The organism is Microvirga zambiensis WSM3693 (genome assembly GCF_016735695.1).
In the GTDB taxonomy this organism is placed as follows: Bacteria; Pseudomonadota; Alphaproteobacteria; order Rhizobiales; family Beijerinckiaceae; genus Microvirga; species Microvirga zambiensis.
Genome location: NZ_JAERQD010000021.1, coordinates 22,522 through 46,877, shown reverse-complemented (window position 1 = coordinate 46,877; position 24,356 = coordinate 22,522). Strand labels below are relative to the sequence as shown.

Below are 24,356 nucleotides of genomic sequence, written 5' to 3'. Positions count from 1 at the left end.
CACTCAGGGGTGCCGACCCTTAAGATAATGCGGGAAGGCCCCAATTTTCAACGCCTTCCGTTTACGGAAGTTCGTCGCAACCGGCGCAGCTGGGTGGAAGAGAGGTGCGAGCGGGGGCCATGCAGGAAGATCCAGGCCGGTGGCTTCAGTCCTGGCAATGCCTTCGCATCGGCCTCGTCGATCCTGCTGTCGGCCAAGGCTGCGGCGCTCTTCGAGCGGGCGGCTTTCAGGGTCCAGCCCGGCCGGTCGATCACGGCGATCGGCATCATGCGAGCGATGCGCCGCCAGTCGCGCCAGCGGTGGAAGCTCGCCAGATTGTCCGCCCCCATGATCCAGACGAAGCGGACATTCGGATAACGCCGCTTGAGATAGGCAAGCGTATCCACCGTGTAGCGGGCACCGATCCCCTCCTCGAAGGCGGTCACATCAATGCGGGGATCGTCGGAGACCTGTCGGGCCTCCTCCACGCGCATCGCGGTCGTCGCAAGCTCGCCCGTATCCTTCAGGGGATTGCCCGGGGTGACGATCCACCAGATCCTGTCGAGCCCGAGCCGCTTGAGCGCCAAGAGGCTCACATGCCGGTGCCCGGCATGGGCCGGGTTGAAGGAGCCGCCGTAAAGGCCGATCCGCATGCCGGAGGCGACCCGCGGGAGGCGAGTCAGGCCGGAGGGCGCGATGCGGAAGCGGGACGGACTGAGCTTCACGGACGCGTCTGGCCCGAGCCGCGGATACGATACTTGAACGAGGTCAGCTGCTCCACGCCAACGGGCCCGCGGGCATGCATGCGGCCAGTGGCGATGCCGATCTCGGCCCCGAAGCCGAATTCGCCGCCATCGGCGAACTGTGTCGAGGCGTTGTGGAGCACGATGGCGGAATCCACCTGAGCGAGGAAGCTCTCGGCTGCGGCCTCGTCATCCGTCACGATGGAATCCGTGTGATGCGAGCCGTATGTCTCGATATGCCGGATGGCGTCGTCGAGCCCGTCGACGACACGGACGGAGATGATCGCGTCGAGATATTCGGTGCGCCAATCCTCCTCGGTGGCCGGAGTCACGCGCGGATCGGAGGCCAGAACAACGTCATCGCCACGCACGGCGCAACCGGCATCGAGCAGCGCGGTGACGAGAGGCTTCAGATGCGTCCCGGCACAGGCGCGGTCCACAAGCAGCGTCTCGGCCGCGCCGCAGACGCCCGTGCGCCGCATCTTGGCGTTCAGAACGATGCTTTTCGCCATCTCCAGCTTGGCATTGCCATGCACATAGACATGGTTGAGCCCCTCGAGATGGGCGAAGACCGGCACCCTCGCCTCTTCCTGTACACGCGCCACGAGGCTCTTGCCCCCGCGCGGCACGATCACGTCGATGTTCCCGTCTAGGCCGGAGAGCATAGCGCCCACCGCCGCGCGGTCACGGGTGGGCACGAGGCTGATCGCATCCGCCGGCAGGCCCGCCTGATCTAGCCCCTCTCGCATCGCCTCCGCGATAGCGAGCGAGGTACGGAAGCTCTCGGAGCCGGCGCGCAGGATCGCGGCATTGCCGGCCTTGAGGCAGAGCGCGCCCGCATCCGCCGTCACGTTCGGGCGGCTCTCGAAGATCACCCCGATGACGCCGAGCGGCGTCGCCACGCGCTCGATCTGCAAGCCGTTGGGACGTTCGAACCGAGCGAGCACGCGTCCGACCGGGTCGGGCAGTTGGGCGATGCTCTCGACGGCAGCGGCGATGGCTTCGAGACGCTCCGGATCGAGGACCAGGCGGTCGATGAAGGCACCGGTCTGTCCCTTGGCCCGCGCATCGGCGAGATCCTCGGCATTGGCCGCCAGGATCGACTTTTCCTGCGCACGAATGCTGGATGCCATGGCACGCAGCGCGACGTTCTTCTCGTCAGTGCTCGCAAGCGCGACACGCTGTGCGGCGGCTCTCGCACGGCGGCCGAGATCGGCCATCAACGCATCGACATCGCTGCCTTCGATCACTGTCAGGGCATCCATCCTTCGCCGCTCCCTAAGCTCCGGCCAGCGCCATGTCGTCCCGGTGAATCATTTCAGTGCGGCCGGGATAGCCGAGAATGCTTTCGATCTCGCGGCTCGGGCGGCCGATGATGCGCGCCGCCTCCTCCGCGTCATAGGCTACGAGGCCGCGGCCGAGCACGCGGCTCTCGCTGCGGATCGTCACCGCATCGCCGCGATGAAACGCGCCCTCGATTCGCTGCACGCCCACCGGCAGCAGGCTCGCGCCGCCCTGGAGCGCACGCGCGGCGCCCTCGTCCACGAAGAGGATGCCGCGCGGCTCGAGGGCGCCCGCGATCCAGGTCTTGCGCGCGGTGGCGGGATTGGACGGCGTCAGGAACCAGGTGCAGCGCCCGCCATCGGCCACGCGCTTGAGAGGGTTCTTCGCGCGCCCGTCGGCGATGACCATATGCGTGCCGCCGGAGGTGGCGATCTTGCCGGCCTCGATCTTGGTGCGCATGCCGCCGCGCGACAATTCGGAGGCCGCTCCACCCGCCATGGCCTCGATGGCAGGCGTGATGCGCTCGACCACCGGAATGTGCTCGGCCTTGGGATCGAGGGCCGGCGGCGCCGTGTAGAGGCCGTCGATGTCGGAGAACAGCACCAGGAGATCGGCACCGATCATCGTGGCGACGCGGGCCGCCAGCCGATCGTTGTCGCCGTAGCGGATCTCGGAGGTCGCCACCGTGTCGTTCTCGTTGACCACGGGCACGGCCCGCATCTCGAGCAGCTTCAGCGTCGTCGCGCGCGCATTGAGATAGCGCCGCCTCTGCTCGGTATCCGCAAGCGTCACCAGGATCTGGCCGGCCGTGATGCCATGATGCGCCAGCACCTCCGACCAGGTGCGCGCGAGCGCGATCTGCCCGACGGCTGCTGCCGCCTGGCTCTCCTCGAGCCGCAGAGGTCCGGACGGAAGCCCCAGCACCGTGCGCCCCATGGCGATGGCACCGGAGGAGACGACGAGAACGTCGGCACCCTTGGCATGGAGATCGGCGATATCCTCGGCGAGCGCCGCAAGCCAGGCATGGTTCAGCCGCCCGCGGGCGCGGTCCACGAGGAGAGCGGAACCGACCTTCAGGACGACGCGGCGGAACTGGCTGACCTCAGGGCTCACGGATGCCACTCTTCCTGGGACGCGACGGGCTCTTCCCCCGCCTTGGCCTGATCGATCACGGCAAGGAGTGCCTGCAGCACCTCCTGCACGCCCTGCCCGGACGCGGAAGACACCACATAAGGCTTCCGGCCGCAGGCCTTTTTCAACTTCTTGAGCTGCTCCTTGAGCGTATCCGCATCAAGGGCATCGGCCTTCGAGAGGGCAACGATCTCGGGCTTGTCGGCAAGCCCATGGCCATAGGCCTCGATCTCGTGGCGCACTGTCTTGTAGGCCTCGCCCGCATCCTCGCTCGTGCCCTCGACCAGATGCAGCAGCACTCGGCAGCGCTCCACATGGCTCAGGAATTTGTCGCCGAGGCCCACGCCCTCGGAGGCGCCTTCGATCAGCCCCGGGATGTCGGCGAGCACGAATTCGCGGTTATAGGTGCGCACGACGCCGAGGCCGGGATGAAGCGTGGTGAAGGGATAATCGGCAATCTTCGGCTTTGCCGCCGTGACGGTGGCGAGAAACGTCGACTTGCCCGCATTGGGCAATCCGACGAGGCCCGCATCCGCGATCAGCTTGAGCCGCAGGATCAGCGTCTGCTCCTGCCCTTCCTGGCCCGGATTGGCCCGGCGCGGGGCACGATTGGTGGAGCTGGTGAAATAGGCATTGCCGAAGCCGCCGTTGCCGCCCTTCGCCAGAAGCACCTTCTGGCCCACATGGGTCATGTCGGCGATGACGGTCTCGCCGTCCTCGTCCAGGATCTCGGTGCCGGCCGGCACTTTCAGCACCGCATCGGCGCCCTTGGCGCCGTGCCGGTTCTTGCCCATGCCGTGGCCGCCGGTCTTGGCCTTGAAATGCTGCTGGTAGCGGTAGTCGATGAGGGTGTTCAGACCCTCCACGCATTCCGCCCAGACGTCGCCGCCGCGGCCGCCATCGCCGCCGTCCGGCCCGCCGAACTCGATGAACTTTTCACGGCGGAAGGAGATGGCGCCGCCACCGCCATTGCCGGAGCGGATATAGATCTTGGCTTGGTCGAGAAATTTCATAACCCGCATCCTTTACGGGACTGGAGCATTTTTCGCAAAAGCGGATCCCGCCTTGCGGTTAAAAAATGCTCCCGTCGACGATGGCCGTGCGGGAGCAACGCGATCACCAAAGGTAGCGCTCCCGAATGATTGTTCGGGAGCGCCTGCCGTTTTCAACTGGCGAGCGACATCTCGCGGTCAACCTCGACCTCGAGAGAAATCGGCTCGCGCACGAGGCCGGTCTGGCCCCAGGTCTTCAGGCTCTCCCAGGCCCGCCGGTCGAGGCGGAAATGGTCGGCCGGATAGAGCCCGCCGCGGGCCGGCAGCTCGACGAGGCCGGCGCCCTGATAGGCGAAGCCGCACTTCTCCAGCACCCGGCGGGAGGCCGGGTTGATCACCCGGGCACTCGCCGTGAGCTCGTCCTCCTCGCCATAGGCGAAGAAGGCATCGATCAGCGCTCTCGCCGCCTCGGTGGCATGGCCCTTGCCCCAGTAGGGGGTGCCGAGCCAGTAGCCGAGGTTCGGCTTGCCCGTCTCCGGATCGGGACCGATGCCGACCATGCCGATCAGGCAGTTCGGCCGTCCCTTCGGCGTGATGGCGAGCTGCAGGCCCCCGCCATCCGCATTGGACCGCCGGGACTGGAAGATAAATCGCTCGGCATCGTCCGGGTGATATGGATGCGGAATTCGAGCCGTCATCTCCGCGACCGCTTTCTCACCGGCGAGGCGTACGATGGCTTGCGTATCCGCAAGGCGGGCCCAGCGCAGCCACAGGCGGCGGGTCTCGAGGCGGAAAACATCGTCACGGGTGAGGTCGGGAAACATCGTCTTGCTCCGATCCGTGGGCCCTCCCTGGGCCCTAGAAATGACGAAGGGGAGGTGGACATCCCACCTCCCCTGTCAGTTCGGATCTGAGCTTGGCCTTTAGAGGGCCTGTCTGGAGCTTTAGATCCGCCGGGTCGGTGTGATGCCGGCGGGAGCTCCTTCGTTTCGCTCTCGCCGTTTACTCTGCAGCCTCTTGGGCCGGTACGACCGATACAAAAGCTCGGCCTTGACGCGTAAGGAATCGGACTCGGCCATTGGCCGTGGCAAAGAGGGTGTGGTCTTTGCCCATGCCGACATTCGCGCCGGCATGCCATTTGGTGCCGCGCTGACGAATAATGATGTTGCCGGCGACGACCTGCTGATCGCCGAACCGCTTGACGCCCAGACGACGGCCAGCGGAGTCGCGCCCGTTGCGAGACGAACCGCCTGCTTTTTTGTGAGCCATGGGTTACTCCCGTGTTCCTGTCAGTTGCCGAACGCTTATTCAGCGGTGGCCGGCGCAGCTTCGTCAGCCGCAGCCTTGGTGGTCTTCTTGGCCGCAGCCTTCTTGGGCTTTTCGCCACCGGCGAGGATCTCGGTGATCCGCACCACGGTGTAGTCCTGGCGATGCCCGCGCTTGCGGCGCGAATTCTGGCGACGGCGCTTCTTGAAGGCGATGACCTTCTCGCCGCGGGTGTGTTCCACCACCTCGCCCGCCACGGTCACGCCCTCGATGAGGGGAGCGCCGAACTGGGTCGAGCCGTCGTTCGTGACCATGAGAACCTGGTCGAACGTGACGGTGCTGCCCGGCTCGCCTGCGAGCGTGGCGACGGTGATGACGTCGTTGGCGGCAACGCGATACTGCTTGCCGCCGGTCTTGATCACTGCGAACATCTTGATCCTCGTGTTCAAACCCAAAACTCAGCGGGGCAAGCCCCACCGGATTGGCTTTTTGGCAGTTTCCGGCTTCGGTTCACGGCAGCTCGAGAGTGCCGCATGGATATGGGCAGGCACATGGGCCCGCTCATAGGTGAGGGTCTCTACGGGCAAGACCCCGGCTTTGTCAATCAAAAACCTTGCTTTTGACGCTTGAAGACCCGCCAAGCCCATGATATCCACCCCGCCTCAACCAGCGGGCCAACGGCCTTCGCGACCCGGAGAGGTGGCAGAGTGGTTGAATGCACCGCACTCGAAATGCGGCATACGGGCAACCGTATCGGGAGTTCGAATCTCCCCCTCTCCGCCATTCCTTCCCAAACCCCTTGATTCTGCGATAGAATTCTCGCCGTGCAACGGCTTCGTGGCGCCCCGTGCTACACAGGGGTGCTCCACATGGCGCTCGGCATGGCCCGTCCCCAGAAGCATCGCAGGACCGGGGTCTACCTCTTCCGCCGGCGGGTGCCGCGGCGGCTGCGGGCCGTCGTCGGCAAGACCGAGGAGGTGCGCAGCCTCGGCACCAAGGACCCTGCCGTCGCCCGCGCGCGCTTCGCCGCCGTCGCGGCCGAGGTCGAGGAGCGCTGGACCAACCTGGCGCGCGGCCCGGCGGCGCTGACCCACGAGCAGGTCCTGGCGCTGGCCGGCGAGCTCTACCGCGACGAGGTCGCGGCGCACCAGGCCGACCCGGGCGACGCGCGGGCCTGGGCGGCGGCCGAGTTCCTCGACCGCCACCTCGCGGAGATCCGCCGGCGGGCGGCGGGCAAGCCGGACGGGCACCGGCTCGCGACCGGCTGGTCGCTGCCGGAGACCCTGGCCCGCGACCACCACGGCGCGCGCGTCGACGCCCTGCTCGCCCGGCGCGGGCTCCAGGTCACCCCGGAGGACCGCAAGCGCCTCGTCCTCGCCACGGTCGACGCCATGGCGGACGCCCACGCCCAGCTGCGGCGCAACGCCGAGGGCGACTACCGGCCCGACCCGCAGGCCGCGCGCTTCCCGCCGCCGCGGCGCCTCGGCCCGCCCCTCACCATCGCGGCGCTGTGGACCGACTACAAGGAGCAGAAGCAGCCCGGCCCGACCACGATCAAGCGCTGGGAGCCCATTCTGCGCAAGCTGGAGGCCTTCGCCGGGATCGCGGACGTGCGCGACCTCACCGAGGACCATCTCGTCCTGTGGCGCGACCACCTCCTCAAGACCGCGGCCGACCCGCGGACGGGCCGACCGCTCCAGCCCAAGACGGTCAGAGACGGCTACATCGCCGCCGCGAGCGCGGTGCTGGCTTGGGCCTGCGAGCAGCGCAAGCTGACGGCGAACCCGGCCGAGAAGATCAAGGTGACTGTGCCGGCCCGGCCGCAGCTGCGCGACAAGGGCTTCACGGAGGAGGAGGCGCGGACGATCCTGTCGGCCGCGCTGGCGCCGCCGGGCCGCCTGATCACGCCGCAGCACGCCGCAGCACGCCGCTGGGTGCCCTGGCTGTGCGCCTACACCGGCGCGCGGGTCAACGAGATCACCCAGTTGCGCGGCCGGGACGTCATCGAGGGCGCGATGGTCCGGATCGCGGACGGGCGCGTGGTCGAGGAGCCGTTCTTCTTCATCAGGATCACGCCCGAGGCCGGCAACGTGAAGACCCGCCGATTCCGGGAGGTCCCCCTGCACAGCCATCTCGTCGAGCAGGGCTTCGTCGACTTCGTCCGGCGGCGCGGCCAGGGCCCGCTGTTCTACGCGCCCGAGCGCCAGAAGACGGGCACCTCGGGGCAGAACCCGACCTATGTCCGCGTCGGCCAGAGCCTGGCGCAATGGGTCCGCGGGCTCGGGATCGACGACCCCGCAGTTGCGCCCAACCATGGCTGGCGCCACCGGTTCAAGACGATGGGTCGCCGATGCGGCATGGACTCGGCGAAGCTCGACGCGATCCAAGGCCACGCCCAAGCCAACGAGGGCGGCCACTATGGCGGCTTCCCGGCGGATGCCCTCAAGCCCGAGATCGACAAGCATCCCCGGTATGAGGTCACGGCAGCCGTGACGACCGGCCGCCGCAGGACCCAGCGGGTCGAGGGGCGAGCCGCTAAAGCAGCGGACGAGAAGTGATGCGTCCTTGGATCCTCCCGGATCTGCATCCGGAGGATGGCATCTGAGCGAGGTCGGCCAGGTCAATTCCGCCCGTAACCTACATAATTCAGTCAGTTTGCACGCTGCCTCGCAAAACAAGGTCAACAGCCTTATGTGATCGGCAGATCAAAGGAGATATGCATGAAGAAGCGAGGGTCCAGCAAGGTAGGATTGTGAGTAGAGTAGAGGTCGAGAAGGATGGGAAGCATCGCATCAGACGCCTTCGGCAGGTTCAGACCGATGCCGTTGGCCCCGATGCAGCAGTACCTGATGAGGACGCTCTTGCGGCAGCGATCAACGACGCACTCAACCAAACGCAGGGCCAAGATATTGACGGCATCGAACTTCAACCGCTTCCGGAAGGCGATAGTAGCAAATAGTAAACGCTCCGCAGCGGAGCCTGTATTTCTGTAGATTGATCAGCAGCAGTGGGCAGGGTGGCCTGTCCACCAGCGGCTGGGCAGCGTTCCGGCGGTTCCTAATTCGCTTGGGATAGCCAGTAATCGCGATGGTCATCCGTGAAGAAGATGGGGACCTTCTCGCCTGTGGCGGGGATCTCGACCTCGATGACCAAACCTTCAAGCGTCGTGACGCTCGTGCCACACCGGAATTCGAGCACCCTGCGTGTCCCTCCGCTCTTCAATGCGGCCGTGATCTGTCCCCGGCTGATGCGCTGCCCGTAACGGTGGTGCTCAAGATGCGAGAGGATGAGGAGGTTGCCGGCGTGCCGTGCGCCGCCGGATTTCACCGCATCGGGATGGTGCGCCTCGATGAGACGCTGTCGGTTCTCCTGGTGCTCCACATAGCTCCCCGGAGGCGCGAGTTCTCCCGGCTGCATCCGCGCAAGGCCGATCTGGCAGTGCCACGCGTAATGCTCGGCCTTCAACTCGTGCCGCTGGACCTCCTCGTCCGGTGCCGCTGGCCGATCTGCGGATGGCCTCCTGGGCCCTGACGAGGCCTTGACGTTGCCGGAGTTCGACGAGAGCGGACGCGGGGCAGGACGGTTCTTGGCCGGATCCGGCTGCCAGTCGTGGTGGCCGTTCGGGGCCTCGCCGAGGTTGTCTCCGTCATCGTCTGATTGACCTTCATCGTCCCCATCTGCGTCGTCGTCCAAGGCCGCGTCCCGCTGCGCCTCATGGATCTCGACGCGCAGTGCCCGTTCGAGCGCGGCTCCGAGAAAGAGCGGCGCCCCAAAGACGAATATGCGCTCGCACAAAGCATCAAATAATGCATCCTTGACGTCGAGGTCGGCTCCCGCCTTCGCCAGCCACAGCGTACCGGATACCTCATCGAATCCACGTGCGACGCGAGCTGCGATCTTGCGCCGTTCGACCTTGAACACCGCGGAAACCTCGTCCGCAACGATTATGGCCTGGATCAAAGCCAATCTGCGGTGCCATCGCGGCTCAAGCAGATCCAAGTCCACCCCCATTCGGTCGAGGCGTTTCTTGAGCTCGCGCGCCATCCGATCACTGCGCAGTTTTTCCAGGATTCCGGTTACCCAGGTGGGTGCCGGGCTTCCCTCTTTTCCGGTCACGCTCACAGGGTCCTTCGCGACTCGCCGGAGCGATCTCAGTCCGGCAAGAAGAAGGATGGTGGTGATTGGCGCGGTGACCTGCGCGTGCTTGTCGATGGCAAGCGAAATGCTGGCATCATCTTCACGGATGGTCATCCCGAGTTCCGGGAAATCATCGACATAGCAACGGCCCGATGCGGAGATAGCCTCCCGCCGAGAGACCAGTCGCCGTTCCCCACCTCGTTCCACCGGGATGCAGGGTAGAGTGTCATTGACGGTCCACCAGCATTGGGTCCCGCGCTCGTGGCCGATGTGCCTCAAGACCTGAGGCAGATGCCCGTCGACCAGGTCAGGATTCAGGTCCAGCCATTCGAAAAACGCCTTCGATTTGTCCGGGAAGGGCTCTGCGGGGAGCACGCCGGCACGCTTGTAAAGGTTCTGGTCGATGCGCGCGAGCTTCGCGCCGCTGATCGGCAGGCGCCATTGCCCCCAGTAATCGCCGCTGTTGCCTTTGAACGCCAACTCGGCCGGAGCCCGGAACGTGTCACCAACCCTGATGCAGCGTATCTCCGCAATGCCCAAGGGCTGATCCGCTGGTGTCGCTTCGTCCAATGCCTGAAGCCTGGGGATCAAGGCCGGCTCGTTCTCGGGGTCGGACCGGAGGGCGGCCAGGACAATCGAGGCGGAGGGCTTTCGTGCAGGGGGCACCAGAGTGTCAAGTTCGCGCGCAGGTCGGTCCAGCAGATGTTCCGGCAACAGGCTCAGCCGGTCGACCATTGGCGAACGGCGCACCAACCCATCGGCGAGACACAGGATACCAGCTTGGCTCAGGGCAGGAACGTCGGCGGCCAAATCCGGCAGCATCGCCGCAACCCTTCGATCCTTTGCAAGTTGCCGCAACTCGTTCTCAAATTGTCGGAAACTCTCCTGCTCCATGGCAGTGAGGGGACGGTCCGTCGGGAAGAATGCGACCTTATCCCCTAACCAAGCATCGATCTCATCTTCAGTTGGATGGAGTCTGAACTTGAGGCAGAGGCCCCGCTTGCCCATGTGACCGGCGAGCTTCAATGCTTTCGGATGCGGGCGGTGCAGAACGCCCGCGAGGATGTCGCCGGCACGCGAGGGCGCCTTGGGATTGCACAGACGTTCCAGGGAACCAGGTGCGCCCTTGCTGTCCGGCCAAATCGGAAGGCCGCGCAGCTTCGGCCAGGAGACCTTCGGCACCTTTGTTGGGTTCTCACAGACCCACTTGAAGAGATCGGCGCACCGTCGGTCACTCGCCTCCACCGCGTTGAAGCTGTCCAGGAAATCGTCGAACGAGAAGACGGGAATGCGCCACGCCTTCAAAACCGGATGCTCCGCAATGGCTGGGTGCACCCGGGGCGGCAACTGCAGGCCAGGCAGATTGCCCGGCACGTTCACACCGCTATGCAGGCGCTCGATTGGGCATGGGCGCCCATCCATGTCGGGCAGGTGGACGCCGGCCTTGTCGAAGCTCAGTTTCCCGTTTGAAAGGTTCTTGGCGCGCGCGAGCACGTCCAAATACAAGACCACCTGTTTTGGATCCCGCAGCACCCTGCGCCAGGACGCCTCGCTCGGCCAGGGGAATACCGTCTCTTCATCTGGTTTGAAGGGTTTGAGGCGGTCGAGGATATCCGTTTCGTCGAATGTGATATGGCTGTCATTCCACCCGGGAAGGCAGCGGGACGCAAGGCACTGGACCACCGCCTCGGGTGCGCCTGGCGCGAGCAGCCACTCGTCGGTTGGCGCGAGCGCCGCCAACTCCGGTGCGTAGCGTTCCGGGCGCATCGTCAAAATGGGGACGAGGCAGCGTTTGCCAGTCCTCGCCTTTCCAGCACTCTTTCCTTTGGTGCCAGGCCGAACCACGGGTAAGGCGCTGGCCTTCGAAATCTTGCCAAGCATCATTTCGAACCGCGTCGGCCGCACCTCATCCGGCCCCAGAAGGATGGAGAACGCCTTCGAGCCGTAGCGCGGGACGAGAAGACGGGCGAACGCATCGACGAAGAGCGCATCGCAAGCCTCAATCAGAGAGTCATTCCAGGCTTCCTGTGGCGCGAGCCCGTGCCGTTCGGTGTCAGAGACGAAGGGGGCGGAATAATGGGCCCCCACGCCGGAGGTCGAGCCAGTGGCGCCGTCAGGGTAGGCGATGGGATACCGCAGCTTGCCCATTCCAAGGATGGGCATGCCCCGGGTATCTTCGCCCCAAGCGACATCGACAAGGATCCCGTCTCGGTCGCGGAAGAATTCCGGGATTGTACGATTGTCTTTTCCTGGCCTGGCGCACGTCCGCGTCACCACCCGTTCGCGAATGATCGCTGCCGGAATGTCTTGGCTGCTTGGTTCAGTGCGGCACTCACGGAAATAGGTGTCGAGTCCTCCCTTCCGGAGGACCTTGCTGCGCCGGAAATGGAAGCGAACGCTGCCCAGCGTGTGGTGCCGGATCTCGATCAGGTGCTCGGGATGACGTCCTGGCCTGGTTATCCCGAGGAAGCGGTGCGGCAGCTCAGAAACCGCCGCCCGGAAGCGAGCCTCGACGTCCTCCGGAAGAAAAGGGGGCAAAGTGATCCGCTCGCCATCGTCCGCCACGAAGGCCTTGGTGCGATAGGGCACCTCGATCAGGCAGCCCACTGCGGGCGCGAGCTCGTCCGGTATGGCGTTGCTGGCCCCGGGATGGGGCGGCTTGTCGGGGCCGTGCTTGAAGAGCGTCTGGTGCGCCGCCAGTCCGCCGGATCGAACGTAGATGTCATTTCCGATGGTGAAGCAGGCCTTCAGACCGTGGTTCTTCACCCCGATGAGACCTTCCTTCTGGGCAACTTCGTACCCTGCCCCGCGGAGATAGCCCAGCCGCGCCCAACCAGTGTCGTCGACGACCTTCCCCGTCCCTGTGCACCGAAGGCGATCCTTATCGAAGGACAGGATCGTGTGCGTCGAGCCGGCGTCGATCTCGTTTTGAATGAGCTCGGCCACGAGGTCATCCAAGCGGAGGTTCTTCAGGAACTGCCAGAACTCCGGAACGACATCAGTTTTCGTCTCATATACCCACCTTACCGGCGTCTTGGCGTCCACGGCGCTTCCCCCCACAACCTGTGCAGAATAGCGAACGTAGTGCAGGGTGGAAGGGATATGGATAACCCTTAAGGCCCAATGGGGGCGGGTCCTCCGTCAAAGGCAGGGATCCGCGCGCCTCGTCGAGCCTGTGCAGCCCAGGACGAATCGTTCCCGGGCGGTTAGGGTGGCCACAACAAGGGTGCCCCGGAGGTTTTTCCGGCGGCGAACCGATACAAGGCTAGAACCGGTTCACTGCCGGGGCCTACGGGTGGGGGCATGACGAAAGATCTCTATCATCCGTCGCATGTTGCGGCGGCCCTGGACAGGATCGCGGATCTGGAGGTGGCGGAGCTCAGGGCAGAGCTCCAATCGGCCAGAACCGGCCTGGGACCGCGTCTTCCGGACGAAGCCCTCGTCCGGGTGATCCGCCGGTCCCGGGTCCAAGGGGACGAGGCCACGGAGAGGCTGGCATACAAGGCTCTCATGGAACGCCTGACAGGGTGGGCCTGGAAGGCCTACTCCACCCTGTCCCAGCAGGACCGGCAAGACCTCGTGGCCAGCCTGTGCGAGGTCATCGTCAAAGCCGTCGCGAAGACCGACGGCATCGACTTCTGGGAGATCACCTTCGCCCGCAACCGGGACCGGGCGGCGGCCGACATCTATCAGCAGTACCTGTCCGATCTGTATGGCAACGTCCACGAGGAGTTCGAGGCCGAGAGCCACGGGGAAGACGACGGCGGAGACGCCGCAATCGAGATGGCCGAAACGGCGCTGATCGAGGCGCGGGCGGCCCAGGTCCTCACCCGTGAGGAGATGAGGTACTTCCACCCGCTTTTCCTCTCGGAGATCCCGCTCAAGAGCCCGCGCGCCAGCACGGATCTCGTCCGGATGCTTGGCAAACCGGAGGGCACGCTCCGGGAGATTAAGACAACCATCAAGAACAAGCTGCAGAAAGCTTGGGAGCCACTGACATGAACACCGACCGTCTCAACAAGGCCAGGTTGGCCGCGGACGAAGTCTTCGAGAGGGGTTCGCGTCCCGAGGACATCCGCGCTGCGCTCGCAGAACTCGCTGACGAGAAGCGTGCATTCCTGGATCGGCTTGCAGTGCGTGCCTCCCTCCAGGCCGCCAGCGAGTGCGAGGCTGAGGACGCACCGCCAGCCTCAATCCTCGACTCGCTGATGACGAGCTACGACACCGCACGGGCACAAGCTCGCAGCATTGACCTCGCGACGCCAGCGCCGTGGCTCGCCGCCAAGGCCGCCTTCGGCAACGACATGCCCTTCATCATGAAGTTGGCCGGCCGTCAGATCACGACCCCAACGAGGGGCTTCCTTCGCTACGCCGCGGACGCGCTGGGCGTCGCGATTGAACGCCTGCAGGAGCACTTCATCGTCTCGGGCGGGCCCGCTCTCGCTGGAGTGGAGCGCAAGGCCTCCGGAAAACAAAGCGGCCCCACGGTCGAGAGCTTCGAGGCGGCGATTCGGGCCTCGAAGCTTCCAGAGGACCTCAAGAACCGTTGGCTGTCGGAGTAACGCACGTGGATGCTTTCGCGCTCGCACGGTCGAAGGCCAGGTCGCTGCGCGCGAGCGTCGGCGCGGCATTCACATCAGCCTACGATTTGGTGAGCCAAGCGCTCGCCGAAGCGGGATACGGGATCTGCCCCGTCCCCTACGACGGGGTCCTCCTGCGAGGGGACGACGCCCAACTCCACCGTGCCTTCTCCCAGGTGCTGGTGCGCGACGACGTCGGTGAGGACGAGCAGGCGCTGCTCGCAGCCCACGAACTTGGTCATCTCGTCCTGCACCGCCCGGAGGAATGCTGTGAGCTGGCAACGAGTGGGGTTGGCTCGGGCTCTCGCGCGCTCTCCCGCGTCGAGACCTACGGCCCCCGCGAACGGCGCGAGCTCCAGGCGAACGTCTTCGCCCGGGAGTTCATCCTCCCCCGCGAGCAGGCTCGACGCCTCTTCCTGGACGAGAAGTTGCCCGCAAGCGAGATCGCCAGGCGGATCGGGATGCCTCTCCCGGAGGTAAGGCGCCAAATCCTGGAAGCGCTGCTCAAGCCGGATGACGCGCCCCCTCTGCCGGCGTCTGCTCCAACCCCGATCAAGCTCGATCCCAGCCAGCAGAAGGCTGTCGACTTCAACGGCCGTGCGCTTCTCGTGGAGGCCGGGCCCGGTTCGGGCAAGACGCGCACACTCGTGGCCCGCATCGAACGCCGGCTCGGAGACGGCGTGCCACCGTCGAAGATCCTCGCGCTGACGTTCTCGAACAAGGCCGCCGCAGAACTGTCCGGCCGAATCGCCGAGCGCAGGCCTGATGAGGCCGCGGAGGTCTGGACCGGAACCTTCCACGCCTTCGGCTTGGAGGTGATGCGCCTCCATTACGACAGGATGGGCCTGACGCCCAACATCCGCCTCATCTCACCGTCGCAGGCCGTCGAGATGCTGGAGGAACGTCTGCCCCTGCTCGGGCTCACGCACTTCCACGACCTGCGCAACCCCGGGAGCAAACTGAAGGAGATCCTGAAACCCATCGGCCGGGCCAAGGACGAACTCATTGCGCCACCCCGCTTTCGTGAGCTCGCCGAGCAGGGCCTAGCCGAGGCCATGGGCCGGCGTGCGGCGGCCGCGAACAAGAAGGAGCAGACCGCCGCCGACAAGGCCGTGATCGCCGCCGAGAAGACCCTGGAGGCGGCCACCGTCTACGAGGTCTACGAGCACATGTTGCAGGAGGTCGGTTGCGTCGATTTCGCCGATCTGGTCATGCGCGCCACGCTGCTGATCGAGAACGACGAAGAGGTCAGGCGATCCTTCTGGCAACGCTACCGCGAGATCCTGGTCGACGAATACCAAGATGTGAACCGCGCCTGCGCGCGGCTTCTGAAGGCGCTGCACGGGCCAGAAACCACCCTGTGGGTCGTCGGGGACTCCCGCCAGTCGATTTACAGGTTTCGGGGGGCCTCATCTCTGAACATGGATTGGTTCACCCGTGACTTCGAGGGCGCGACGACGACGCCGCTCGAATGGAATTACCGGTCGAGCGAACACATCGTCGGGCTCTGCCGCACCTTCGCCAAGGCCATGGATGGGCGCCAAGCGAAAGGCGGCGAAGCGGTCGCGGCCCGGTCGCCCTATTGCGCCCAGGCGAGGCGCGGCGAGGTCGGCAGTCGGACCGTGCTGCATGTTGGCCTGGATGACCCATGCGAAGCCGATCTCGTGGCAAAGGAGATCAGGGCCCTGGAGGCCATGGGCGTTCCCCTGGGTCATCAGACGATCCTGGCCCGCACGAACGCCCGCTTGGATGCGCTCGCAACACAGCTCGCCGCCCGCGGCATCCCGACGCTTCACCTCGGTAGCTTCTTTGAGCGCGAGGAGGTCCGGGACCTCCTCTCCATCCTCGCTCTCGTCGCGGAACCGAACGGGGCGGCGTTGGTGCGGATTAGCGCCCTGCGCGAGGTCGATGTTCACTCCAGCGACATCGCCTTGGTCCTCATGCATGCGCGGGAGCGCAATCTCGCGCTTGCCGAGGTGCTTCCTGACGCGGGCAGTGTGCCGGGACTCAGCTCTCATGGGGCAGCGTCCCTGGCGCGCCTTGGGCGGCGCTTGGCTGGGCTGACGCCGCGCACACCCGCCTTCGCGGTCGCCGCCACCTGGCTGCTAGAGCAGAGCGATTACCTCCGGGACCTCTCCGAACAGGATGGGATCGAAGGCGATCTGAGCCGGGCGGCCCTTTGGCAGCTGATCGAATTTCTCGACCAGACGGAACCGGATGGCCGACCCTTGAGCGGGAAGGAGATCCTGCGCCGCGTGCGAACCGTCATCCTCATGGCCGATGACCGCGATCTGCGCGAACCTGGCCTCGGTGGCGATGTGGAGGCGGTGCGCCTCATGACGGTCCATGCCGCGAAAGGCTTGGAATTCCCGGCCGTTCACATCGTCGGGCTGCACGAGAAGAACTTCCCGTCCCAATACAAGACCGCCATCTGCCAGCACCCTGCCGGCATCGACGACGGGCGCGACCCCAAGGAGGCGCAGGCTGAAGAGGAGGATTGCGCTATGTTCGTGGCCATCTCTCGCGCCGAGGATCACCTGCGGCTCTACCATACCGAGAAGGCGGCGAAGCAGGCTCGGGAGCCGTCTCGGTTCCTAAGCGATCTTGGTGTGACCTTGGGCGAGCGCCTGGATGCGACTTCGCTGGCTACGCCTGCGGTCGGCGCCATGCCGGAGCCCATCGATGTCGGCGTGCTCAGCCTCCACGACCTGAACGACTTCGACGGTTGCCGCCTCAAGATCGCCTACAGGCACCGGATGGCGATCCGAAGCCGCCGCTACGAGGGCCCGTTCCTGCAAGCATCCGGGGTTGTCTACGAGATCCTCGACCGGGTTTCCGAAATAGCGGCGTCGGGCGTGACTGTCCGGGATGCTGTCCAGGCGGCCCTGGACGAGGTGTGGCAGGATCGCGGACCTGTCGGGCACAGCTTGGAGACGAAGTATCGCGAACTCGTTCAGACGACGCTTGGCGACCTGGCCAAGCTCATTGATGGTTTCGATGGGCTGCCGGAGCGGACGATCAAGGTGCCTATCGATGGAGGGCACGTCGTCGCGCCCGTCCCGCTCATCTCCTCCGGAGCCGGGCCCCGGACCGCTCGCTTCATCGAGCTCCGGTCCGTCAAGCCCAAGGAGTTGAGAGCCGGCATCCTCCATGCGGCGGCCGTGATCGCGTTGGAGCAGCGCGCCGCCGTCGAGGTCGCCCAACTCACCGATGGTGCCATCGTGCCGGTGGTCAGGAGCGCCGACGAGGCGGCGGCCGATCTTGCCCGAGCGGCGGAGATCCTGGCCGTCATCCGGTCCGGCGCGCTGCCGCCCCGCCCTGAGATGCACACCTGCATGAAGTGCGCTCACTTCTTCTCCTGTCCAGCCACGGGCGCCCGGCGCGCACGTTAGGCGCTGATCCCTGGCCGCGAAAAAAGTGGAAGCTTGGCCAGAGGTTTTTCCGTAGGACAGCCGATGAATTTCCTGAACGGCCAGTCGGGCCGTGAAGGAGTTCAGAAAATGTCTAAGAAGATCGAGATCTTCATCCATCAGGCGGGGCAGAGCGGGCCCGTCCTCCTCGAAACGCACGACGGCACCTCGGTCGTCGCCCTCAAGGCCGACCTTGCCAAGGGCGACGATGCCGAGTGCTTCCTCTTCGAGGAGGACGCCGACGAGCCCCTCCAGGATCATCACCAGATCCGTCACCACGGCGAAGGGACCAAGATCCTCCACCGCAGCAAGTGCAACCGCACCCAGGTCACCGTCCGCTACGCAGGCCGGGTGATCTCGGACGACTTCGGGCCCGGCTCGACCCTCGACCGGATCAAGCGCTGGGCCGAGCGCAAGCTCGGCATCGACGAGGTCGACGCCGCCGAGATGTCCCTGCAGATTGCTGGGACCACGGAGCGCCCCGACGGGTCCACCCACATCGGCTCCCTCGTCACCCAGTCGGGCTGCAGCATCACGTTCGACCTGCTCCCTTCCGAACGCGTGAACGGGGGCTGGTGATGACCCCGGATCGCGCTGCCCTTGAGCGCGACCTTGCGGCCCCCCTCTTCAGGGAGGGGGGCGCCCGCAAGCGTTGGCGCCTTATCGAGATCGCCTGGCCATATGTGCTGATCGGCGTCACGGCCCGCGACGGGCGGGAATTCGTTCTGCGCCTGGAATGCTGCGGATACCCGGCGCAGCCGCCCACAGGTGGCTTCTGGAACCAGGATCGCGGGGCCTACCTCGACCTGTCGGAGTGGCCGAAGGGCGACGATGTCTTCCAAAGCGTCATTCGCTGGGACTGGCGTCAGGGCGCGGCCCTGTACTTCCCCCTCGACCGTGTCTCACGCACGGGACACGAGTGTTGGGCCGCGTCCCATCCCCACCTCGTGTGGAACCCTACGAAGGGGATCGTCCAATACGTTGCCGAGGTCCATCGGCTGCTCAACTCGCGAGGCTATCGTGGCATCACCTGATCCGACGCTGACCCTCTCCCTGCCCCTGTGGTGGTGCCTCATCCGCGAACTGCGTCGCCGCGGCGGCGGTGTCAGCGAGTCCGGGGCTTTCGTGCTCGGCCATCGGCAAGGCGAAACCGCGCAGGCCCGCCGGCTTGTCTTCTATGACGACATCGACCCTGGAGCCCTGCGGACCGGCATCGTCCGTCTCTCGGGTCAGGCGATGAACGCCGTATGGGAGACGTGCGCTCGCGAAGGCCTGGAGGTCCTCGCCGACGTCCACACCCACCCGGGCGGAGCCGGCCAGAGCCGCTCCGACAAGGAGCATCCGATGGTCGCCACCCGAGGCCACATCGCGCTGATCATCCCGAACTTGGCACGCAGTGTCTTCGACCTCGCTGGTGTCGGCCATTACCGGTATCTGGGGGCCAAGCGGTGGGACGTCTTGCCTGCGCCGCGCCTCGGGTTCCTCAACGTCCAGTTCCGAGGCACGCTATGACTTTCGATAACCCTGCCCTCCTCAAGGAGACGCTCAACCGTGCCGCCAAGATCGACGTCGACAGCGGCGCGGCCCCTGATTTCGAGACCGCGGTTCGACGCCTGCAGGGCCACCGCATCCAGATCGCCGTGGGCCCCGAAGTCGCGACGAGCGCCGCGCACCAAGCCGCCGTGCTCACCATCGTCAACGTGGCTCGCCGGTTCGCCCTCGGAGGCGTCCTGGTCGATGGCCCCCTGGATGGAACCGTCTTGGTTGGCCCTGTCCTCGGCATCCCACTTGACGTGGCGGTGAGGGATGTTGGCGGGGTCGTCGGCGCATTCGAGGACGGGCTGCCGACCATCGTCGTCGGGACATCCGCCAAGGCAACCGGCCGTGGTGCCATGGTCACCTTCGAAGGCTGGCGGGGCGGCATCGTCCGGCTTGATGGCCATCGTCTGTCCGAGCGCACGACCGTCATCCCGGCCGCCGTGCTCGCGGGCGCCGTCGCCGCCGGCGAGGCCTTCGCCATGCTGCGTGGCGAGGTCGAGGCGGGGCGGCGGTCGATGGGCCTGTCCCTTTGGCGCCCCGACCGCACCGCCGATTGGACATCCGCATCGAGCGATGGTCCAGAACTGCAGGCCTTGCCTGATCACCTCTGGGTCCTCGGCTTGGGACATCTCGGCCAGGCGTTTCTGTGGACCTTGATGCTCTGCGATTTCGCAGACCCCGCACGGGTGCGCCTGACGCTCCAGGACATGGACCGGGTCACGGGATCGACCGACAGCACATCCATCCTGACGCAGTCGGGGATGGTCGGACAGCTCAAGACCAGGGCTGTCGCCGAGGTGTTGGAGCGCCGTGGCTTCGCCACGACATTGATCGAGCGCCCGTTCAACGGCCGGTTCGATCATGATCCTACCTCGGACCCTGCGGTCTTGGTGTGCGGCGTGGACAACGCGCTCGCCCGCTCCCGGCTGGAGACCCCTGGCTTTCCCTTCGTCGTCGAGGCCGGCATCGGCCACCGTGCCGGAGACTATCGTGCCCTCCGTGTGCACACTTTCCCATCAAGCGGGAAAAGCGCGGCCGTCTTATGGGCCGCGCCGGGCAGCGGCGGCACCACCGTTCTGGACCGTCCGGCATACCGTCGCCTCGCCGAGAGCGGAGGGGATGTCTGCGGCCTAACTCAGTTGGCGGAGACCGCAGTGGGAGCTCCGTTCGTCGGAACCGTCGCCGGGACGCTCATGCTGGCGCAGGTCCTGCGCCTGTTGGCCAGCGATGCACCGGACATGCTGATCGACATGGATCTCCGTGCCCCTAAGGCGCGGCGTGCCATCTTCAATGGCAGGACCATTACGGCCGTTCCAAGCTTTCAGCAGCTACGGGGGGCTAGCTCGATCTGATCGAATGGATGAGCACCATTTCAAGCATTGAACACTGTGACATCCAATGTAAGGGGTCTGAATTAACCTTGGTTCATTCAGACCCAGCCTACAACATCGATATTCCAGTTTAGCGCTGGCCTGGAAGCGGAGATGCTAAGATTATCCAAGTTCCGGATTCGTCCCGCCTGGTGAAAGCCCTTCATGACGCTCGCTGACCAAACGCTCGTGCAGTCCACCTCCCTGCACAAGAACCCTTTCTTCGTGATCGGTGCCACGACACGGGACAACCGCAATCGCCTCATTGAGCTCGCCGAGGAGCAGAGCCTGATCCGCGATGCGAACGAATGCCGCGATGCCCAAGGGGCCCTGATCAATCTCCGCACCCGCCTGGGGGCCGAGATGGGTTGGCTGCCCGGGGTGGCGCCACGCAAGGCCAATCAGATCGTCACCGGTCTGGCGGACCCGGCGGCCAGGACGAACGCGGGCGAACTTCCCCCCTTGGCGCGGGCCAACGTGCTGTCGGCGGTCGCCGAGACACTCGGCGCCGCAACCAAACCGGGAGAGGCAGCCGCGCTGATCCTGCACTTGGCCGAGACCGTGGAAGGCATCGATCCGGATCTGATCCTGAGGGACATCAATGAGGATCGGTCCGTCGCAGGCTTCCCCCCCGTCCGAGATGTCGGCCCCGTCGAAGAGGAGCTCGATGCCAGGAGACGGCATTATCGAGGCGTCGTGAGGGATCTCGTCGACCAATTTTCCAGCGAGACCATCGTCAAGATCATCGACGTCCTGGTCCGGAAAAGCACCGCTGAGGGAACCCGGCACGCGAATGCCTTGGTCCAAGACCTCGTCGATGTCTTCGAAACGGGCGCCCAGAGCTTCATCCAACAGGAGATCGAGAACGTCACGGCTCTCGTCGCACGGGCGAATGCCGCCGCTCCCCATGGTGAGAGCGCGGTGCTGAAGATCATCGAGAACATCAAGAGCACCGCTCTCAACTTCAACAGGATCGTGAAACCCATTCAGATCGTCAGCAAGGCCAACGGGATCGATCACCGTCCGAGCCGTGAACTGGCCGGGCTCATCCGCTCCCTCGCGGTGGATCTGTACAACGAGCACGGGATGGTTGCTGCACCCGCGCAGCTGACCGAATTCCTTCGCGACAACTTCCCACACCTTGACGAGCTTTCCGAGCGAACAGCCGAAGATGCCGAGTACCTGAAGAAAGCGCAGGAAGCTCAGCGCCAGGCCGAGCTCGATCAGGAGGAGTTCAACCGCTCGATCACCTACAGCGCTGAACTCGGCGTTCTCTTCAAGGACAAGGTTCAGATCTCGCCTGCAGGGGTTTATTGGCGCAACAACCACATGCCATTGGATGCCATCACCCGCATTCGCTGGGGCGCGACGCGCCACTCCGTCAACGGGATTCCTACCGGGACGGACTTCATGATCCTTGTGGGCGACGACCGGTCCTCGTTCACCATCAACATGAGGAACAAACAGGTTTACGGAGAACTCGTTGACCGGTTGTGGCGTGCGGCCGGGGTGACGATTCTGGTCAACCAGATTCGGAAACTGAAGGCCGGGGAGCACTTGACCTACCCCGATGCCGTCATTCGCGACGATGGCCTCACGCTGACCCGTCATCGGACGTTCGGGGCGAATGAGCAGGTCAGCCTTCGCTGGGATCAGGTCAAGATCTGGAACCACGACGGAAACTTCGTGGTTGGCGCAAAGGAAGACAAGAAGGTGTATGCCGTCCTGTCGTACCAGAAGCATGACAACGTGCATGTGCTGGAGAACATGATCCGGGCCTACTTCAAGAGCAGCAAGCCCCGATTGAGCCAGCTTCTGGATTGATAGGCTACCTCCAGTTCCGGATCTGCTCCGCGGCTTGAGCCTCGATGATCGAGCGTTGGGCCTCGACGGAGGTCCGGGCGGAGTCCAGGTCTCTTTGGCGATAACGGTAGGTCCCGCACCGCGTGTTGAAGTCGCCCACTAAGGCATTGTAATTCCGCACATGGGCAGAGATGCGGTTGTCTGTCAGCATCTCCATGCGATCCAAGCGGATCTTCTCGGTCAGGCAGTAGCGCAGTTCCGCGGTGCTCAACGTCTGGCCCGGCGCGCCGGAAGGCCTCGACACGGTCTCAACGGCAGGCTTGGATGTCGGAGCGGGCTTGCTGGGAGGCGAGGGATAGGTGGACGGCTGACTGGGGGCATAGCCACCTGGCGAGGTGGCGACAGTGCTCGACGGAGCCCTGGTCTGTGTTGTCTTCTGGGACATGTTCACGACGGTGATGAGGCCGATGGCACCGACCGCCACCGCCGCCCACTTCCGCCCAGACGTCCAAAACCCTGGTTGCTCGAACGCCGGTTGGGCCGTCGCATGCGTTGCCGCGGGCTGGGGCACCGGATTTGCTTGGGCCGGTGCAGTCGTGGGAGCGGCCGTCTCAGCCGGGAGGGTGGACGCCATTGCTGAAAGCCCGGCGAACCCACTCTTCTTGGCGTTCGAGGATGTCGCTCCACTCATGACACGGATCCTTGGATGAAACCTATCGGATTGCGCGGTGCCGGGCCGCGGTCGCTGGCCGGGATCGAGGCGATGGCGGCCATGAGGCTCACCGCATCGATCTCTGCTTTCCGGGCTTTGGCTGCTAGCCTGGCGCCTTCCCGAACCGCGAACGCGGTGTCCGACAGCGGGCGCCCTGCCAATCGCATTGCAAGGGCACTCAGGTCGACGTCGCTCGCGATGGGCACACCATCGAGAAGCGACTGCATCAGGGCCAGCATCTCCTCTACGTTGGCGTAATCGACCTTGATGACATGATCGAAGCGTCCCCGGCGCAGCACAGCGGCGTCGATCATGTCGATACGGTTTGTCATCCCGATGATCAGGACGCCGGCCTTGATGGCCTGGGGGATCTGACGAAGAAACTCCGCGACCTCTTCGACGCGATGCTGGGATGCGGCTCCGGCGTCGCGGGCGGCCAGGAAAGCGTCCATCTCGTCGATGACCATCACGGACGGAGCGGCATCAATGGCCTCGGCGAAAAGCTGCGAGATCTTCCGACTCGTTTCATGGATGTACGGACTGGCGACGGTGCCGGCCTCGACCTTGAAACTGGGCCACCCGAGGAAATCGATAAGCTTTTCGACCGCGACGGTCTTGCCGCATCCCGGAGGGCCCTCAAGGATGATGGCGGGTGGATTGCCGATCCCGAGGGCCTGATAATGTTCGCGGTTCTGGACGACGTCGATGACATGGTCATTGAAGAAGTCTTCCAAGACTGCCCGGCCAGGAAGGCTGAAGCGACCTGTCCCATGCCCGCTGCTGGCTGATCCGGTGCGCCGCAGAGGGTCCGGCTCACCGTTCAGCGCGGCGTCCTCCGTGACCATGCCTTCAACCGCCAGGCCGGCGGCCTCAACGATCTCCCGCAACTGCTCGGGGGACAGCCAACTCAGCAAGCCGCGGATGCGCGACACGGGATGGACCGATACCCTCAGGCCTCCGGTCAGCCAGGAGCCGAGGACGTAGGCATCGTCGGCTCCTGGCGAGCCACCGTACACCGGCAAGACCCGGGATAGCTTCTCGATGTAGATCCCATCCTCCAAAGAGGAGGTTCGGTCGGCGGCGCGGGTCGCCCGGATCGCGGAAGCGAAGGCAAGCGCCTCCACCTTGTCCATGGGGGAGTGGCACTTCGCCAGGGACGATAGCGTATGCTGCGATCCGCCATCGATCATCCGGAACGACACCTCCCCGAACCGGAAGGGGCGCATCTCGCCTTCGCCCACGACCCCACTGGAGATCCATCGTTCGGCAAGGGGCATCCGTGCGAGCAAGGCGCGGCCGCCACCATTGACGGCGAGGATCTGCCAGTCCTCGCCAGTATCGATGACACGGCCCGCTCGGATGCCTTCGGTGATCGGGGCGCCGATGGGAAGCCAGGGATCGAGCGTCATA

21 protein-coding genes and 1 tRNA gene are annotated in these 24,356 nt (G+C 65.2%); 11 read left to right on the top strand and 11 right to left on the bottom strand.

All coding sequences use genetic code 11. The features are described from left to right. Positions 1 to 47: 47 nt before the first annotated feature. The 7 genes from JKL46_RS17025 to rplU all read right to left on the bottom strand — a co-directional run bounded on the left by JKL46_RS17025 (position 48) and on the right by rplU (position 5,826). Complete coding sequence (locus JKL46_RS17025; protein ID WP_201834977.1) at positions 48 to 704, bottom strand: nicotinate-nucleotide adenylyltransferase; 657 nt, start codon at positions 702 to 704, stop codon at positions 48 to 50. Next, complete coding sequence (locus JKL46_RS17020; protein ID WP_201834975.1) at positions 701 to 1,987, bottom strand: glutamate-5-semialdehyde dehydrogenase; 1,287 nt, start codon at positions 1,985 to 1,987, stop codon at positions 701 to 703. The genes JKL46_RS17025 and JKL46_RS17020 overlap by 4 nt, the downstream gene beginning before the upstream one ends. A 13-nt stretch (positions 1,988 to 2,000) precedes the next feature. Next, positions 2,001 to 3,119, bottom strand: coding sequence for a glutamate 5-kinase (gene proB / locus JKL46_RS17015; RefSeq protein ID WP_201834973.1), 1,119 nt, complete (start codon positions 3,117 to 3,119; stop codon positions 2,001 to 2,003). Then, positions 3,116 to 4,150, bottom strand: a complete 1,035-nt coding sequence (obgE, locus tag JKL46_RS17010; protein WP_201834971.1) for a GTPase ObgE — start codon at positions 4,148 to 4,150, stop codon at positions 3,116 to 3,118. Before obgE ends, proB begins: the two co-directional genes overlap by 4 nt. A gap of 152 nt (positions 4,151 to 4,302) precedes the next feature. After that, positions 4,303 to 4,953, bottom strand: a complete 651-nt coding sequence (locus JKL46_RS17005) for a GNAT family N-acetyltransferase (RefSeq protein WP_201834969.1) — start codon at positions 4,951 to 4,953, stop codon at positions 4,303 to 4,305. A gap of 178 nt (positions 4,954 to 5,131) precedes the next feature. Beyond that, positions 5,132 to 5,398: a 50S ribosomal protein L27 gene (gene rpmA, locus JKL46_RS17000; protein ID WP_036355650.1), complete on the bottom strand. Its 267-nt coding sequence runs from the start codon at positions 5,396 to 5,398 to the stop codon at positions 5,132 to 5,134. Between the two features lie 35 nt (positions 5,399 to 5,433). Then, on the bottom strand, positions 5,434 to 5,826 hold the full coding sequence (gene rplU / locus JKL46_RS16995; RefSeq protein WP_201834967.1) for a 50S ribosomal protein L21: 393 nt from the start codon (positions 5,824 to 5,826) through the stop codon (positions 5,434 to 5,436). Between the two features lie 262 nt (positions 5,827 to 6,088). Here rplU and JKL46_RS16990 point away from each other — a divergent pair. Both JKL46_RS16990 and JKL46_RS16985 read left to right on the top strand, forming a co-directional pair. Beyond that, positions 6,089 to 6,178 (top strand) — tRNA-Ser (locus JKL46_RS16990). Positions 6,179 to 6,264: 86 nt separating this feature from the next. Then, positions 6,265 to 7,953: a DUF6538 domain-containing protein gene (locus JKL46_RS16985; RefSeq protein WP_246529358.1), complete on the top strand. Its 1,689-nt coding sequence runs from the start codon at positions 6,265 to 6,267 to the stop codon at positions 7,951 to 7,953. A 131-nt stretch (positions 7,954 to 8,084) separates the two neighbouring features. Here the strand turns inward: JKL46_RS16985 and JKL46_RS16980 are convergent, their stop codons facing one another. Both JKL46_RS16980 and JKL46_RS16975 read right to left on the bottom strand, forming a co-directional pair. Continuing rightward, entirely contained in the window at positions 8,085 to 8,324 is a 240-nt protein-coding gene (locus JKL46_RS16980) for a hypothetical protein (RefSeq protein ID WP_201834965.1), read from the bottom strand. A gap of 128 nt (positions 8,325 to 8,452) precedes the next feature. Continuing rightward, positions 8,453 to 12,139, bottom strand: coding sequence for a hypothetical protein (locus tag JKL46_RS16975; protein ID WP_201834963.1), 3,687 nt, complete (start codon positions 12,137 to 12,139; stop codon positions 8,453 to 8,455). Positions 12,140 to 12,220: 81 nt separating this feature from the next. On the opposite strand from JKL46_RS16975, the gene JKL46_RS16970 reads away from it, so the two are divergent. The 9 genes from JKL46_RS16970 (at position 12,221) to JKL46_RS16930 (ending at position 22,255) form a co-directional block, all read left to right on the top strand. Then, positions 12,221 to 12,649 (top strand): hypothetical protein, encoded by a 429-nt coding sequence (locus JKL46_RS16970; RefSeq protein WP_201834961.1) that lies wholly within the window; start codon positions 12,221 to 12,223, stop codon positions 12,647 to 12,649. A gap of 186 nt (positions 12,650 to 12,835) precedes the next feature. Then, positions 12,836 to 13,534 carry a hypothetical protein gene (locus tag JKL46_RS16965; RefSeq protein WP_201834959.1) on the top strand — a complete coding sequence of 233 codons (699 nt, stop codon included), beginning with the start codon at positions 12,836 to 12,838 and terminating at the stop codon, positions 13,532 to 13,534. Further along, a complete protein-coding gene (locus JKL46_RS16960; RefSeq protein WP_201834958.1) occupies positions 13,531 to 14,094 on the top strand; it encodes a hypothetical protein in 564 nt (187 codons plus the stop codon). The genes JKL46_RS16965 and JKL46_RS16960 overlap by 4 nt, the downstream gene beginning before the upstream one ends. A gap of 5 nt (positions 14,095 to 14,099) precedes the next feature. Continuing rightward, entirely contained in the window at positions 14,100 to 17,504 is a 3,405-nt protein-coding gene (locus JKL46_RS16955) for a UvrD-helicase domain-containing protein (protein ID WP_201834956.1), read from the top strand. Positions 17,505 to 17,612: 108 nt separating this feature from the next. Beyond that, on the top strand, positions 17,613 to 18,101 hold the full coding sequence (locus JKL46_RS16950) for a hypothetical protein (protein ID WP_201834954.1): 489 nt from the start codon (positions 17,613 to 17,615) through the stop codon (positions 18,099 to 18,101). Next, entirely contained in the window at positions 18,101 to 18,556 is a 456-nt protein-coding gene (locus JKL46_RS16945; RefSeq protein WP_201834952.1) for a DUF7665 family protein, read from the top strand. Before JKL46_RS16950 ends, JKL46_RS16945 begins: the two co-directional genes overlap by 1 nt. Next, positions 18,543 to 19,034 carry an MPN domain-containing protein gene (locus JKL46_RS16940; RefSeq protein ID WP_201834950.1) on the top strand — a complete coding sequence of 164 codons (492 nt, stop codon included), beginning with the start codon at positions 18,543 to 18,545 and terminating at the stop codon, positions 19,032 to 19,034. The genes JKL46_RS16945 and JKL46_RS16940 overlap by 14 nt, the downstream gene beginning before the upstream one ends. Further along, entirely contained in the window at positions 19,031 to 20,413 is a 1,383-nt protein-coding gene (locus JKL46_RS16935; protein ID WP_201834948.1) for a hypothetical protein, read from the top strand. The genes JKL46_RS16940 and JKL46_RS16935 overlap by 4 nt, the downstream gene beginning before the upstream one ends. A 183-nt stretch (positions 20,414 to 20,596) precedes the next feature. Then, positions 20,597 to 22,255, top strand: coding sequence for a hypothetical protein (locus JKL46_RS16930; RefSeq protein ID WP_201834946.1), 1,659 nt, complete (start codon positions 20,597 to 20,599; stop codon positions 22,253 to 22,255). Between the two features lie 4 nt (positions 22,256 to 22,259). Here the strand turns inward: JKL46_RS16930 and JKL46_RS16925 are convergent, their stop codons facing one another. Then, complete coding sequence (locus JKL46_RS16925; protein WP_201834944.1) at positions 22,260 to 22,925, bottom strand: dihydrolipoyllysine-residue succinyltransferase component of 2-oxoglutarate dehydrogenase complex; 666 nt, start codon at positions 22,923 to 22,925, stop codon at positions 22,260 to 22,262. After that, positions 22,922 to 24,355: an ATP-binding protein gene (locus tag JKL46_RS16920; RefSeq protein ID WP_201834942.1), complete on the bottom strand. Its 1,434-nt coding sequence runs from the start codon at positions 24,353 to 24,355 to the stop codon at positions 22,922 to 22,924. The genes JKL46_RS16925 and JKL46_RS16920 overlap by 4 nt, the downstream gene beginning before the upstream one ends. Position 24,356: the final 1 nt, after the last annotated feature.

Bases quoted from the DNA above. Each gene is read 5' to 3' on its own strand.
- JKL46_RS17020 (WP_201834975.1), bottom strand. From the start codon at position 1,987: ATGGATGCCCTGACAGTGATCGAAGGCAGCGATGTCGATGCGTTGATG.
- obgE (WP_201834971.1), bottom strand. From the start codon at position 4,150: ATGAAATTTCTCGACCAAGCCAAGATCTATATCCGCTCCGGCAATGGC.
- JKL46_RS17005 (WP_201834969.1), bottom strand. From the start codon at position 4,953: ATGTTTCCCGACCTCACCCGTGACGATGTTTTCCGCCTCGAGACCCGC.
- rpmA (WP_036355650.1), bottom strand. From the start codon at position 5,398: ATGGCTCACAAAAAAGCAGGCGGTTCGTCTCGCAACGGGCGCGACTCC.
- rplU (WP_201834967.1), bottom strand. From the start codon at position 5,826: ATGTTCGCAGTGATCAAGACCGGCGGCAAGCAGTATCGCGTTGCCGCC.
- JKL46_RS16985 (WP_246529358.1), top strand. From the start codon at position 6,265: ATGGCGCTCGGCATGGCCCGTCCCCAGAAGCATCGCAGGACCGGGGTC.
- JKL46_RS16965 (WP_201834959.1), top strand. From the start codon at position 12,836: ATGACGAAAGATCTCTATCATCCGTCGCATGTTGCGGCGGCCCTGGAC.
- JKL46_RS16960 (WP_201834958.1), top strand. From the start codon at position 13,531: ATGAACACCGACCGTCTCAACAAGGCCAGGTTGGCCGCGGACGAAGTC.
- JKL46_RS16950 (WP_201834954.1), top strand. From the start codon at position 17,613: ATGTCTAAGAAGATCGAGATCTTCATCCATCAGGCGGGGCAGAGCGGG.
- JKL46_RS16945 (WP_201834952.1), top strand. From the start codon at position 18,101: ATGACCCCGGATCGCGCTGCCCTTGAGCGCGACCTTGCGGCCCCCCTC.
- JKL46_RS16935 (WP_201834948.1), top strand. From the start codon at position 19,031: ATGACTTTCGATAACCCTGCCCTCCTCAAGGAGACGCTCAACCGTGCC.
- JKL46_RS16930 (WP_201834946.1), top strand. From the start codon at position 20,597: ATGACGCTCGCTGACCAAACGCTCGTGCAGTCCACCTCCCTGCACAAG.
- JKL46_RS16925 (WP_201834944.1), bottom strand. From the start codon at position 22,925: ATGAGTGGAGCGACATCCTCGAACGCCAAGAAGAGTGGGTTCGCCGGG.
- JKL46_RS16920 (WP_201834942.1), bottom strand. From the start codon at position 24,355: ATGACGCTCGATCCCTGGCTTCCCATCGGCGCCCCGATCACCGAAGGC.